The sequence below is a fragment of the Streptomyces pilosus genome (genome assembly GCF_014649835.1).
Classification (GTDB): Bacteria; Actinomycetota; Actinomycetes; order Streptomycetales; family Streptomycetaceae; genus Streptomyces; species Streptomyces pilosus.
Genome location: NZ_BMTU01000014.1, coordinates 48,942 through 61,691, shown reverse-complemented (window position 1 = coordinate 61,691; position 12,750 = coordinate 48,942). Strand labels below are relative to the sequence as shown.

The window sequence follows — 12,750 nt, the reverse complement described above, 5'->3', positions numbered from 1 at the left end:
CCGTACCCACCAGGTGCATCCACGGGCCCCGGTCGTCCGGAAGTACCCACGTCATGCCTGCCAGCCGGAGGGGTGTGCCCAGGGCTGCAGGAGGACACAGTGATCCACGAAGCCGTTCCAGCCGACCGGAGACGCCGGCTCCTTGTGGAACGCCGTACGGTCGACGGGGTCAGCGTCGTCGCCGTGCGCGGCGAGATCGACCACGACGTGAAGGATCAGCTGCGCACGGCTCTGCTGGTCCAGGACGATGCGGTGCCGGCACTGATCGTCGCCGAACTCAGCGGGGTGACGTTCATGGACTCCAGCGGCATCAACGCCCTGGTCGCCGCCCATGTGCGGATGCGCGCCGCGGGCGGACTCCTGCGCATCGCCGGCGCCCGGCCCCGTGTGCGGTTCGTCCTGGAGGTGGCCGGCCTCGACACCGTCATCCTCTGCCACCCGGGCGTCGAGCAGGCCCTCGCCGCCCATCCCCGGCCCGCGTGGGTCCGTCGCGCTCAGCGCGCCGCCGTCGAGCGCGCCCCGCACGCGCAGCGGCACTCGGGCGTGTTCCGGCAGTGAGGCGAAACCGGCCGAGGAGTGCTGACCGGCGACAGGGCGCTGCGCCATGGCGGCCCAGGAGACGAGCAGCCGCTCCGGGAGGAGCCCCTCAGGCGTCGGCCCGTTCCGTGAAGTGCTGGAGCAGGGCCGACTGGATGTGCTGGAGGAACAGGGTGTTCTGCTTGATCTGGGACAGCCGGGTCGTGGCGTGGGCGGCGTACTCAGGTCCTTCCACGGCCGAGGCCAGGAGGTAGGCAGCCAGTACGTCGATGCCGCGCGCCGTATCGGCGAACCGGCCCACGGAGACGAGGTGACGGTCGAGCGGGACGGCGCCGCCGGCGATCATGTCCGTGACCAACGACGGATGCCAGTCGTCCGCGTTGTTCAGCGAGTGATGGGTGTCGAACCGCACGGTGACCGTCTCACCGACGGGTACGTCCACGCTGTACGAGCCGTCGTCGTCGGTGAAGACACGGTCGACGAGCGTGAGGTCGGGGCGGTAGACACTGACCTTGATCATGCCGATCGGCTCGTGCCCGGTGATGGATCGCACATGCCCGTGCATGAGAGTCTCCTCTGGAGCGCGGCCGCCGTACTCGTCGCGGACGTGCGGGAGGCGGCCGACGAAGAGCACAAGTTCCGTCGCGACGCGTGTCTCTGAGGTCCGTTCAGCGCACCGATTCCAGCTTCAGCCGGTGCGAAGGCCGTGTCAATCCGGGTCGGCACCCGCACGTCCGCGCTGTGCGAAGTACGCACGCTGCTGCGTTTGCCAGGCGCCGTGAGCGGCGGGAAAATAAAGATATTCGCGTGGTCCTGCTGTGAGACAAAGGGGGCTGGTAGGAACCGACGCTCGTCATGTTGCTGCTGCCTCACGGTGCAGATTGCTTTTGCTGCTGCGGCCCCTCACCAGCCCGATGTACTCGGGAGGCCCCCGTGACGACGCTGCGACTGGCAACATTCAATGTGGAGAACCTCTTCGCGCGCTGGCGGTTCAAGGAGAACGTCGACCCGGCGAGTGCGAACTCACGTGGCTGGATCATCGACCAGACCCGGTTCCAGGAACTGGGCGTCGATGACAAGGCCATCACCGGGGCAGCGGTGCGGGAGATCGGCGCCGACGTGCTCTGCCTCCAGGAAGTGGAGAACATCGACACCCTCAAGCACTTCCGGGCCCAGGCACTGGGCGGCAGGTCCCAGTACCCGTACGTGGCCGGGGTGGACGGCAACGATCCTCGTCTGATCGACGTCGCCGTACTGTCCAAGTGGCCGATCACCCACGTCCGCTCGTACCAGCACTTCATGGACCCCGCGAGTCCGACGGCCGCGCTGTTCTCCCGCGACTGCCTGGAGGTCGACGTCGAGATCGAGGTGAGCCAGGGGCGGAGGACACCTGTCACTCTCTTCGTCAATCACTTCAAGTCGATGCTGGGCGGACGCGCGGAAACCCGGGCGAAGCGGGAGCGGCAGTCCGCCAAGGTGATGGAGATCGTCACCGACCGCTTCGGGCAGGAGCCGGGAGCCCGTCCGTTCGCGGTGCTGGGAGACCTCAACGACTATCTGGAGCCCGACGGCAACGGGAGTTCCGGCATCGATGAGCTCGTCAAGTGGGACCAGGTCCACAACGTGGTGACCCGCCTGCCCGCGGCCGACCAGTGGACGCACTACTGGAGCGGCGGCGACGAGTACCGGCAGCTCGACTACATCCTGCTGTCGACCTCCCTCGCCGAGGCGGCCCCGGAAGGGCTGCCCGAGATCTTCCGCAAAGGGATGCCGCTGCGCGCCACCAAGTACAAGGGCCCGCGCTTCCCGGGCGTGGGGCAGGACAAGCCCAAGGCGTCGGACCACAGCCCCGTCGTCTGCAACCTCGAGGTGGCGTAGGCGCCGCAGTCGGCGCCGGCCGTCGACCTGGCGGCCATGCACCACCACTGCGCAGAAGGAACGCTTCTCATGTCACCGCTCGTACTCCTCTCCCACGTCAAACCCGGGGCGAAGAACGACAGCGTTCTGGTCGTCCAGAAGGCCCTGGCGGCGGCCGTGGGACTCGACTTCAGCTCGGGCCCCGGCGTCTTCGGCCGGCTCACCCAGGACGCGTACGCCAAGTGGCAGCGCCACCTCGGCTTCTCAGGCGCGCAGGCGGACGGTGTTCCGGGGGAGGCATCGCTCAAGAAACTCGGCGACCGCTTCGGCTTCAAGGTCGGTCCTGACCCTCGCCGGTCACCGGGCACCCGGGTGGCCTCGCCGGTACCCGGGCACCCCGTCACCTACCGCTTCGGGGTCAAGAACCCCCGCTACAAAGCCGGTTACCACACCGGGGACGACTATGCCGCGAGGCAGGGGGCCGCCGTGGTCGCCGTCCGCAACGGCACGATTCAGTGGTCGAACGACAACGGGGGTGCGTACGGCGACTGGATAGGCCTTCGAGCCGACAACGGCCGGGTGTACGTCTACTGCCACCTGTCGTTGCGAGACGTCCACCCGGGCAACCCGGTCAAAGCGGGCCAGAAGATCGGCAAGGTCGGGGACACCGGCAAGGTCACCGGCCCGCACCTCCACTTCGAGGACCACCCGGCGGGCCCGTTCGTCTACGCCAAGTGCCGCAAGCCCTCCTGGTAGCAGCCGTCCGTCCGGCTCAGCGGGTCCGGCCGAGCAGGGTGGAGCGGACCCGGTGGGTGACCCGTCGGGGCGTCCGCCGCCCGGGCGGCCGGCGGAGCCGGGGACCGCGGCCGGTGGAACGCCTCACCGCAGCGGCCGACAGGAGCCGGTCGTCAGGGACTCGCCCCACGGCGCACGGGTAACCGGTACCCATGACGATGGGACACCTGCTCGTGATCACGCCCGGCATCCGCGCCTACCGTGAGTACTTATTGGAGTCGATCAGCCGCGACTTCCGCGTCCACCTGATTCTGACCGAACCGGCCACGTGGGAACCGGCGTACACGACCGGCCACACCATGGTGGCCGACCTGGCCGACGTCGACGGGCTCGTACGGGTGGCCCGGGCGGTGCACGCCGAGGAGCCGCTGGACGGCGTCATCTGCTGGGACGAGACCTGGATCGAGCAGACCGCGCAGGTCGCCGCCGCCCTCGGACTGCCGGGCGGGGACCGGGAGTGCGTCGAGCGGTGCCGGGACAAGTACCGCACGCGCGCGGCCCTCGACGCCGGCCGGGTGCCGCAGCCGCGCTCGGTACTCGTCTCCGGGCCGCAGGAGGCCCTCGCGGTGGCCGGGGACATCGGCTATCCGGTCGTGGTCAAACCGCGTGCGCTGGCGGGGAGCTTCGGTGTCGTGCGGGTCGACTCGCCCGCCGGCCTGGTGGAGGCGGTCGAGTTCACCGACGCGAGTGGCGCATCGGCGCCCGACCTGCCGACTCACGAACGCAACATCCTGGTCGAGGAGTTCGCCCGGGGACCGGAGATCAGCGTCGACAGCGTGGTGCACCGCGGCAGGGTCACCCCGGTGTGCATCGCCCGCAAGGAGGTCGGGTTCGAGCCCTACTTCGAGGAGACCGGGCACGTCGTCGACCCGGAGGACCCGCTGTGGTCCGACGGGAAACTGACGGACGTCGTCGTGCGCACGCACGCCGCGCTGGACTTCACCGACGGTGTGACGCACACGGAGATCAGGCTGACACCGACCGGGCCGAAGGTCATCGAAGTCAACGCCCGGATAGGAGGGGGCATGATCCCCCTGCTGAACCTCCTGGGCGGCGGCCCGGACCTCGCGCTGGCCGCCGCCGACGTCGCGTGCGGCAGAGCGCCGGGGCTGCGGACGGCCACCGGGCACCGGCAGGTCGCCGCCATCCGCTTCTACTACCCGCCCGAGAACGACTCCCTCATCGCGGACGTCCGCTTCGAGGAGTCGGAACTGCCGGAGCAGGTGGCGCGCTGCGGCCCGCTGGCGGCGGCGGGAGACATCAAGTCACCACCGCCCCGCGGACTGATGGACGGCCGGGTCGCCTACGCGATCGCCCTGGCCGGCAACGCGGACAGCTGCCGTGCCGCACTGGACAAAGCCGGCCACGCCCTGCGGGTGCGGGTGAGCTGAGACGGGCGGCCCGGGGCCCGGCCCTGGACCCGGCCGTCAGGCCGGGTCCGCTCAGGGCGTGCTGGCGGGCGTGGCGGCCCGGGCTCCCTCAGGGGGCTCGGGCCGCAGACCGTCCAGGGTACGGATCGTGCGCAGCGGGGACAGGATCAGGAAGAGGCTGGTGCTCAGCAGGCCCACGGTTCCCACCACCATCGCTCCGCGCAGCCCCAGGTGGGTGCCCAGCCAGCCGCCGAGCAGCGCACCGACCGGTTTCATGCCGAGCGCGACGAAGAGGTAGGCGGCATTGGTGCGCCCCAGCAGCCGCTCCGGGGTCACCATCTGGCGGATCGTCATGGTGTGCACGTTGCAGGCGGTGATGCCGAAGCCCTGCACGAAGAAGGCGACGGCGAACAGGGGGGCCGCCCAGGTGCCGCGGTGTGCCACCGGCAGCAGCAGCGGGGCCAGGTCGCCGATCACCGCGGCGATCACCAGGGTGCGGCCCAGCCCCACCCGGTGGGCGAGACGGTCGGTGAGCGCCGCGCCGAGCAGCGCGCCCACCGCGCCGACGGACAGCACGAAGCCCAGCGTGCCCGGGCTCATGTCCAGTTCCTTCACCGCGAACAGGGTGAGGATCGTCAGAACGATCTGCCAGCACAGGTTGTAACTGGCGGCCTCGCCGAGTGTGGCCCGCAGGTAGGCGTTGGAGAAGGTGAAGCGGAAACCCTCGGAGACCTGGGACCGCAGCGGCGCGGGATCGGTGCGGACGGCCTTCTCGCGCTTGCGCACCGCCTTGAAGCCCAGCGCGGAGGCGAGGTACGACACCGCGTCGACAAGCAGGGCGAAGGGCGCGCCCACCAGTTGCACCAGCGCCCCGCCCAGTCCCGGACCGCCGATCTCCGCGACCGACTCACTCGCCGTGAGGCGGGAGTTGGCCCCGGTCAGGTGTTCCGGTGGCACGATCGCCGGCAGGTAGGAGCGGTAGGCGATGGTGAAGAACACCCGTGCCGCGCCGGCCGTGCAGGCCAGTGCCAGCAGCCGGCCGAACGTCAGCAGGTCCAGTGCCGCCAGCAGGGGGATGGCGCCGATCGACAGCGCCTGCCCCAGGCTGGAGAGGATCAGCACGCCCCGCCGCTGCCACCGGTCCACCAGGACGCCGACGGGGAGGCCGAGGAGCACGTACGGCGCGAACGTCAGAGCGCCCAGCAGCCCCAGCTGTGCGGGGTCGGCATCGAGGGCGAGTACCGCGGTCAGTGGCATGGCCAGCTGGTACACCTGGGTCCCGACGAGCGAGGCGGTCTCGCCCGCCCAGACGAAGTTGAAGTCCCTGCGCCAGCCCTCGGCCACGATGCTCCTAGGTGTCGGTCCTGTCGCCGGTGCCGGACGGCGTCGGCGCGGCCGCTCCGGACGGGTTCGTCCGGTAACGGAGGTGAGGGTGTCTCAGTGCCCCGGTTCCACGTCGTAAAAGCCGAACCCGTCCAGATAGCAGACGGTGGCGAAATCCTGCAGGAGGACGGAGCGGTCCTGATGGATCAGGCCCACCGTGACCGGTTCGCCCTCGTCGTCGATCGTGCGCACCAGGCGTTCGCCCGGCTTGAAGCGCTGGGTCACGCCCCGGCAGCTCTCCAGCTCCTCGATCAGGCCGATGTGCGGGTAACCGCGCAGGACGCCCTCGTACGGTGAGGCGAAGAAGGCCATGGCGCCGTGGTTGTCCACCGCGTACGGGGCGCCGGCCTCCTCGAGGAACCGCTCCGGGTCGGCGTACGCCTGCACGGTCCGCCCGATCTGCGACTCACCGGTCAGCAGTACGGCGTACCGGGCCACGTCCGCCCCGCACAGCCGCGCGCCGGCCTCGATCAGGCGCGGTCCGGCCCCGGTGAGCATGACCTCCAGGTGCACCGGGCCCCAGAGGATGCCGAGGGCGTCGAGGACTCGGTAGGAGTACTCGGCGACGGCGTGCCAGTCCGCGTCGTCGCGCGGGACCGACGTCATGCCGTTGATCCGATCGCGCACGCCGTTGACCGTGATCTTCTGGTAGCGCCAGACGTCCGTGATCCGGTGCCGGCCCCGGCAGCTGACGGTGTTCACCACGAACTCCACGCCCCGCAGGTACTCCTGGGCGACCACGCCCTCGTTGGGGACGTCGAAGACGCTGTCCCTGGACATGATCCGGTGGTAGGCGGCGACCGACTCCTCGGCGGTGTCGCAGAACGACACCCCGTCGTTGCGCGCGCTGCGCACGGGTTTCACGACAATGCGGCCACCGACGGACCGGTGCCACGCCGCCAGCTCGTGGGGGGAGCCGACGCGCTCCTGCCGGGTGGTCGGCACTCCGGCCGCCCGGAGCGCCTCGATCTGGACGTACTTGTCGCGCCGGGCCTCGCTCAGCGCCGTTCCGTTGCCGGGCAGCCCGAGTGCCTCGTTGAGCCGGTCGGTGAACTCCACCCCCAGCTCGCTGCCCACCACGACGGCCTCGGCGCCGGCCTCCGCCAGCCGCTCGACCATGTGCTCGAACGTTCCGTCGTGGACGAGGTTGTCCCGGTAGCCGGTGAGGTCCGCGGGCCCGTAGGAGGGCGGGACCTGCGGTGTGGACTGGACGCGGACGCAGTCGAGCCCTGCCTCGCGGAACGCCTGCCCCACCTTGTTGACGGCGCCGTAGGGATCGACGAGGGCGATCGTGCGCGGGTTACCCATGGTGTCCTTGCTCCACTTCGTAGAAGCCGTAACCGTCGAGGTAACAGACGGTCTGCAGGTCCTTCTCCACCGTCGCGGCCTCGGCGTGCGCCAAACCGATCACGAGGGGCTCGGTGCTGTCGTCGACGGTGCGGCGAAGCCGCTGTCCGGGGGCGACCCGCAGCGTCATGCCCTGGTAGCTGTCGAGCCGTTCCACCTCGCCGAGCAGTGGGTACGACCTGAGGCGCCCCTCCAGCGGCGAGGCGAGGAACGCCATCGCGGCGTGCCCGTCCCTGCGGTACGGGGTGTCGACGTCGGCGAGGAACGTCTCCGGGTCCGTGTACGCCTGTACGGTGCGGTCGATCTGCGACTCACCGGTGACGAGGGCGGCGTACCGGGCCACGTCCGAGCCGCACAGACGGGCGCCGAGCTCCACCAGGCGGGGACCGTCGGAGGTCATGATGATCTCGAGGTGGGCCGGCCCGTGGGCGATACCGAGGGCGTCGAGCACCCTGTGGGCGTAGTCCCGCAGCCGGCTCCAGCGCGGATCCGACGGCGGCAGCGAGAGGATGCCGTTGATGCGGTCCCGGACACCGTTGACATCGATCTTCCGGTAGCGCCAGGTGTCGGTGACCCGGTGGCGTCCGTCCCGGCTGACGGTGTTGACCACGAACTCCGTGCCCGACAGGTACCGCTGTGCCACCACGCCCTCGTTGCGCACACCGAAGTCGTTGACGGCGCGGCGGATCCGCTCGTAGGCGGCGACGGACTCGGCCGGGCTGTCGCAGACGCTCACTCCGTCGCTGCGGGCACTGCGGACGGGTTTGACCACGATCCGCCCGCCGAGCCGCGCGTGCCACGCCGCCAGCTGCGCGGCGTCCTCGACCGTCAGCTGACCGGCCGTGGGCAGGCCGGCCGCCGCCACGGTCCGGGTCTGCACGTCCTTCGTGCGCCGGGCGTCACTGAGCGCGGTGCCGTTGCCGGGCACACCCATGACCTCGCTCAGGGCGTCGGCGAGTTCGACGCCCTGCTCGGCTCCCGCGATCACCGCGACCGGCCGGTGGCCGGCCAGCAGCGCGGCCGTCGCCTCGACGTCGCCGGTGTGTACGACGTTGTCGGTGTACAGGCCGAGGGCCAGTTCGCTGCGGTAGTGCGCGGGCACGTCGACGGTGCTCTGCACCCGTACGCAGTCGTGACCGGCGGCGTCGAACGCCTTCGCCAGCCGGGCGGCCGACCCGTAGCCGTCGACGACCGCGACAGCGGGACGCCGGATCACGAGCCGTGCCCGGCGACGGTACGCAGGGCGCTCGTCAGCCGCTCCACCAGCTCGATGGCCTCCTCCTCCGCGAGCACGAGCGGGGGCATCAGCACGAGCGTGTTGTTGGTGCTGGTCAGCAGCAGACCGGCGGCCTTGCACGCGTCACGTATCCGCGCCATCTCGCGCTCGCCCGGGCGGCCCGACTCCCGGCGCAGCTCGACGCCGATCATCAGGCCCTCGCCGCGCACGTCGTGGATCAGCGGGATCTCCGCGGCCGCCGCGCGCAGTCGCCGGCGGATCTCCGCCCCGGTCGTCCGCACCCGTTCCAGCAGGACGCCGTCGGCCAGTTCCTCCAGGACGGCCAGGCCGGCGACCATGGCGGCGGGATGGCCGTCGGCGGTGCAGCCGTGCGGGAACGTGTACTCGGGACGGGAGACGGCCTCGTCGAAGACGGCGTCCGAGCAGGCCAGGGCCGCCAGCGGAAAGTACCCGGAGGTGATGCCCTTGCCGAGCACCAGCATGTCGGGCAGGACGCCCTGGGCGGCCATCACCGACATCGCGCCCGTGCGGCCGAACCCCGTGGTGACCTCGTCGGCGATCAAGTGGATGCCGTGCCGGTCGCACAGTTCCCGGATGCGGGCGAGAGCCCCTTCGGGGGCAGGCACGACGTCGGTCCCCATGATCGGCTCCACGATCACGGCGGTGATGTTCTCCGGCCCGCGCCGCTCCACGGCCCGTTCCAGGGCCTCGAGGTCCCAGGGCCGGACATGGTGCACCTCCGGGGCGAGCGGGGCCTGCAGCGCGTGCATCTGGCGTTCGCCGGTGAGCGCACCGGCCAGGCCCCCGGTGCCGTGGTAGCCGTTGGTGAAGGCGAGGACCTTGACGCGCTGCGTCTCGCCGCGGACCTTGCGCACGAAGCGCGACATGAGCACCGCGGCGCTGGTCATCTGCGAACCGGTGCTGCCGAAACGGACGTGGTTGAGAGGGTCGGGCAGTTCGGCGACCAGCCGGCGGGCATAGCGCAGGGAGACCTCGGCCGGCTCGTCGTAGCGGATGATCTGGGCCACCGGCAGCCGGCGGAGCTGTTCGGTGACGGCGTCCACGATCCGGTCGCAGCTGTAGCCGAGGGTCGTGTTCCACATCGCGGCCCGCGCGTCCAGGTACCAGTTGCCGGCGGCGTCCTGGAGGCGGCACCCCTTGCCGTGCACGACGGCGGTGGCGTCGAAACCGCCGTCCCGGACGGTCCGCGGCGTCAGCGAGTTGTGCCAGAGTGCGTCGTGTTCGTTCCTCAGCATGCCAGCGTCTCCAGCCTCTTGCGGTCGAGCTTGCCGTTGTCGTTGAGCGGGAAGCGGTCCACCCGCAGGAACCGTCCGGGGACCATGTAGGCGGGCAGCCGGCCCGCCACCCAGCCGGCCAGGTCCGCCACCGGCACCGCGTCGCCCACGTAGAGGGCCCTGAGGTCGGCACCGTCGAAGACGACCGCGGCGTCCTCGACACCGGGGTGGCTGCCGAGGGCCGCCTCGACCTCGCCCAGTTCCACGCGGTAGCCGTGGACCTGCACCTGGGAGTCCAGGCGGCCCAGGTGCGTCAGCACGCCGTCCTCCTCCACGACCCGGTCGCCGGTGCGGTACCACAGCCGCGCCGCCGGGGAGTCGTGCGTGTCGTGGACGCGGGCGCCGGTGCCGGGCTCCCAGTCGACGAAGCGGCCGGCGTTGTTCTCCGGGTCGAGGTAGCCGGCGAAGCGCTGCACGCCGCGTACGCACAGCTCTCCCTCGCCCGCGGGGCTGCCCGTGTCGTCCAGGACGACGTGCTCCAGGTGCGGCAGGCGGCGGCCGATCGGGACGGAGCCGTTGCGGGTCCTCGGCCAGTCGGCCGGGTCGGCCGGCAGGCGGTGGGCGGTGCAGGTCACGGTGAGCTCGGTGGGACCGTAGAGGTTCTCGACGACCGCCCGGGGTGCGGCCCGGTGCCAGGCGGCCGCCTGTTTGAGGGTCAGCTGCTCCCCCGCGAAGAGACCCCACCGGAGGTCGGGCAGGCACCCCTCCGGCAGTCTGCGCATGCGTGCGGCCAGCGAGACCACCGACGGCACGGAGAACCAGTGCGTGAGCCGGTTCGCCCGGGCGAAGGCGGCCGGGTCCGCGAGGTCCTCCCGCTGCGGCACGACCAGGGTGGCGCCGGCGGCCCACGTGACGAACATGTCGAACACGGACGGGTCGAAGGTCAGGTCGAAGGTCTGGCTCAGCCGGTCCCCCGGGGCGACCTCGTAGCGCTCCACCTGGTGGGCGATGTAGGGGAGCACGTTGCCGTGCGCGATGGGCAGGCCCTTGGGGACTCCGGTCGATCCGGAGGTGAAGAGGATGTACGCGGGGGCCTCGACGGGGTCGGCGGTCGTGGCCGTGGCTCCGCCGGCCGACGCCGTCGGGGCGCGGTGCCCCGACGGTGTGCCGTCCGCCGTCGCCAGGGTGAGCGGGACCGCGCTCTCGCGCGTCAGGTCCCGCAGCGCGGTGTCGGTGAGCACGGTGCGCAGGCCGGCCCGGGCGGCGATCGCGGCGTTGCGCTGCGCGGGGAAGACCGGGTTGAGCGGGACCACGGTCGCGCCGGTGCGCAGCACGGCCAGGTATCCGGCGTACGCCAGGGGCGAGCGGGAGGCCAGCAGCCCGATGCGGGCTCCCGGTGGGACCGGGCCGAGATGGGCGGCGAGGCGTGCGGCGGCCCGGTCCAGCTCCCGGTAGGTGAGGGTCGTGCCGGCCACGCTCAGGGCGGGCCGGTCCGGGTGTTGCCGTGCGCTTGCCGCGAACAGGTCGAACAGCGAGTCAGACATGGCGGACCTCCCGGTCCATGAGGGTCAGCACGCCGTCCGCCGCGTGCAGGCGGTCGTTGCTGTAGTTCAGCGGGGCGGACCGCAGGTCGCGCAGCGTCCGTTCGAGGCCGGTCGGCGAGTCGCGCAGGTAGCCGTGGCGCATGCCCACCAGGTCCGTCAGCTCCTCCGCCGCCGCCGGGCACAGCTCGGAGGCGGTCAGTTTCACGGCGTTGACGAGGAGTTGCACCGGCGCGCTCGTGACGTCCTCGGCCGAGTCGAGGACCGACGCGGCGTACCGGATCAGCGCGTGCACCGTGTCCAGGCGTTGGCGGGCCCGCGAGAGGCGGGTGAGCAGCAGCGGCGAGTCGAGGTCGCGGCGGTGCCGCTCGGCCCGCAGCAGCGTCACGACGCGCTGGAGTGCGCCGTCGGCCGCGCCCTGCCAGCACGCTGCCCAGCCGAGGTGGGCCAGTGGCGCGAAGGTGCGGACCGCGATGTCCCGGAACGCCCCGTGCTCACCGATGACCTGGTCGCGGGGGATCTCACCGGTCAGGTGCAGGGGCGCGCTGTGGGTCGCGCGCATGCCCATCGGGTTCCACTCCCCCCGTACCGTGACGGTGAGCTGGTCGCGCTCGGCGTACACCAGCGACAGCCGGGACGGGGACGCGGCGTCGGGTGCCAGGGCGGTGATGAGGAATCCGTCGGCGTGAGCGCCTCCGGTCACCACGGGGGCGAAGCGGTCCACGCGGAGGACGGTGTCGCCGGAGGCCGTCAGCGAGGACCCGGAGGACAGCAGGTGTCCGCCGGTGGCGGCCTCGGTGGTCACGGAGGCCAGGTAGAGCTCGCCGCGTACGATGCGGGGCAGCAACCGCTCCCGCAGGGGGCCGCCGTCCCGGACGACCGCGGCGACCTGCTGGCAGTGCATGGTGAAGATCATGCCGACGGACATGCAGGTGCGGGAGAGCCGGTTGCTCACGGCCAGCAGGTCGTCCGTGCCTCCGCCGGGGCCGCCGTCCTCGGTGGGCACGAGGAGACCGAGGAGGCCGGTGCGGCGCATGGCCTCCAGCGCCTCGGTGGGGAAGCGCGCCTCGCGGTCGCAGCTCTCGGCGTGGCGGGCGGCCTCCGTCTCGACCTCGGACACGGCGCGTTCGAGGTCGGCGGGCCGCCACGCCGTACGGGGGAGGTCGGTGACGGTCATCCGGGCACCCCGTCGGCGCGCAGGGTCCGCTCGAAGAGGGCGACGAGCGTGTCCAGACGGCTGAGGTTGTCCGGGGTGAGTTCGCTCGCCTCCACCTCGGTGTCGAGTTCCTCCTCGATTCGCTCGACGATCTCCACGATGCGGAAGGAGCTGAACGTGGGCAGGTCGGTCAGTGCGCCGGCGCTCGACAGGTCGGCGTGGTCGGTGCCGAGGACCTCGGCGGTGTGGGCGGTGACGACCGCGCGTACGTCGGGTGTCTCCATGATGTCTC

The 12,750-nt window shown here is 71.5% G+C and carries 12 protein-coding genes; 4 read left to right on the top strand and 8 right to left on the bottom strand.

What is annotated here, in order from left to right:
- Positions 1 to 144: 144 nt before the first annotated feature.
- Positions 145 to 558: an STAS domain-containing protein gene (locus IE118_RS27765; protein ID WP_308431848.1), complete on the top strand. Its 414-nt coding sequence runs from the start codon at positions 145 to 147 to the stop codon at positions 556 to 558.
- A gap of 88 nt (positions 559 to 646) precedes the next feature.
- Here the strand turns inward: IE118_RS27765 and IE118_RS27760 are convergent, their stop codons facing one another.
- Positions 647 to 1,102: a carboxypeptidase-like regulatory domain-containing protein gene (locus tag IE118_RS27760; protein ID WP_189560815.1), complete on the bottom strand. Its 456-nt coding sequence runs from the start codon at positions 1,100 to 1,102 to the stop codon at positions 647 to 649.
- 368 nt (positions 1,103 to 1,470) lie between these two features.
- Here IE118_RS27760 and IE118_RS27755 point away from each other — a divergent pair, with 368 nt between their 5' ends.
- The 3 genes from IE118_RS27755 to IE118_RS27745 all read left to right on the top strand — a co-directional run bounded on the left by IE118_RS27755 (position 1,471) and on the right by IE118_RS27745 (position 4,580).
- Positions 1,471 to 2,415, top strand: a complete 945-nt coding sequence (locus tag IE118_RS27755; RefSeq protein WP_189560814.1) for an endonuclease/exonuclease/phosphatase family protein — start codon at positions 1,471 to 1,473, stop codon at positions 2,413 to 2,415.
- Between the two features lie 69 nt (positions 2,416 to 2,484).
- Positions 2,485 to 3,150, top strand: coding sequence for a M23 family metallopeptidase (locus IE118_RS27750; protein ID WP_189560813.1), 666 nt, complete (start codon positions 2,485 to 2,487; stop codon positions 3,148 to 3,150).
- Positions 3,151 to 3,341: 191 nt separating this feature from the next.
- The gene (locus IE118_RS27745) at positions 3,342 to 4,580 is read left to right on the top strand and encodes an ATP-grasp domain-containing protein (protein ID WP_189560812.1); all 1,239 of its coding nucleotides are present in this window, start codon (positions 3,342 to 3,344) and stop codon (positions 4,578 to 4,580) included.
- A 51-nt stretch (positions 4,581 to 4,631) separates the two neighbouring features.
- Here IE118_RS27745 and IE118_RS27740 read toward each other — a convergent pair whose 3' ends face one another.
- The 7 genes from IE118_RS27740 to IE118_RS27715 form a co-directional block, all read right to left on the bottom strand.
- Complete coding sequence (locus IE118_RS27740; protein ID WP_189560811.1) at positions 4,632 to 5,903, bottom strand: MFS transporter; 1,272 nt, start codon at positions 5,901 to 5,903, stop codon at positions 4,632 to 4,634.
- 93 nt (positions 5,904 to 5,996) lie between these two features.
- A complete protein-coding gene (locus tag IE118_RS27735) occupies positions 5,997 to 7,250 on the bottom strand; it encodes an ATP-grasp domain-containing protein (RefSeq protein ID WP_189560810.1) in 1,254 nt (417 codons plus the stop codon).
- On the bottom strand, positions 7,243 to 8,505 hold the full coding sequence (locus IE118_RS27730) for an ATP-grasp domain-containing protein (protein ID WP_229846955.1): 1,263 nt from the start codon (positions 8,503 to 8,505) through the stop codon (positions 7,243 to 7,245). Before IE118_RS27730 ends, IE118_RS27735 begins: the two co-directional genes overlap by 8 nt.
- The gene (locus tag IE118_RS34175; RefSeq protein ID WP_229846954.1) at positions 8,502 to 9,782 is read right to left on the bottom strand and encodes an aminotransferase family protein; all 1,281 of its coding nucleotides are present in this window, start codon (positions 9,780 to 9,782) and stop codon (positions 8,502 to 8,504) included. Before IE118_RS34175 ends, IE118_RS27730 begins: the two co-directional genes overlap by 4 nt.
- The gene (locus tag IE118_RS27725) at positions 9,776 to 11,305 is read right to left on the bottom strand and encodes an amino acid adenylation domain-containing protein (protein WP_189560808.1); all 1,530 of its coding nucleotides are present in this window, start codon (positions 11,303 to 11,305) and stop codon (positions 9,776 to 9,778) included. Before IE118_RS27725 ends, IE118_RS34175 begins: the two co-directional genes overlap by 7 nt.
- Positions 11,298 to 12,479: an acyl-CoA dehydrogenase family protein gene (locus IE118_RS27720; RefSeq protein ID WP_189560807.1), complete on the bottom strand. Its 1,182-nt coding sequence runs from the start codon at positions 12,477 to 12,479 to the stop codon at positions 11,298 to 11,300. Before IE118_RS27720 ends, IE118_RS27725 begins: the two co-directional genes overlap by 8 nt.
- Positions 12,476 to 12,742, bottom strand: coding sequence for a phosphopantetheine-binding protein (locus IE118_RS27715; RefSeq protein ID WP_189560806.1), 267 nt, complete (start codon positions 12,740 to 12,742; stop codon positions 12,476 to 12,478). Before IE118_RS27715 ends, IE118_RS27720 begins: the two co-directional genes overlap by 4 nt.
- Between the last annotated feature and the right edge of the window lie 8 nt (positions 12,743 to 12,750).

Excerpts from the sequence above, each read along its gene's own strand:
- IE118_RS27715 (WP_189560806.1), bottom strand. The coding sequence starts at position 12,742 with ATGGAGACACCCGACGTACGCGCGGTCGTCACCGCCCACACCGCCGAG.
- IE118_RS27760 (WP_189560815.1), bottom strand. The coding sequence starts at position 1,102 with ATGCACGGGCATGTGCGATCCATCACCGGGCACGAGCCGATCGGCATG.
- IE118_RS27725 (WP_189560808.1), bottom strand. The coding sequence starts at position 11,305 with ATGTCTGACTCGCTGTTCGACCTGTTCGCGGCAAGCGCACGGCAACAC.
- IE118_RS27735 (WP_189560810.1), bottom strand. The coding sequence starts at position 7,250 with ATGGGTAACCCGCGCACGATCGCCCTCGTCGATCCCTACGGCGCCGTC.
- IE118_RS27720 (WP_189560807.1), bottom strand. The coding sequence starts at position 12,479 with ATGACCGTCACCGACCTCCCCCGTACGGCGTGGCGGCCCGCCGACCTC.
- IE118_RS27750 (WP_189560813.1), top strand. The coding sequence starts at position 2,485 with ATGTCACCGCTCGTACTCCTCTCCCACGTCAAACCCGGGGCGAAGAAC.
- IE118_RS34175 (WP_229846954.1), bottom strand. The coding sequence starts at position 9,782 with ATGCTGAGGAACGAACACGACGCACTCTGGCACAACTCGCTGACGCCG.
- IE118_RS27745 (WP_189560812.1), top strand. The coding sequence starts at position 3,342 with ATGACGATGGGACACCTGCTCGTGATCACGCCCGGCATCCGCGCCTAC.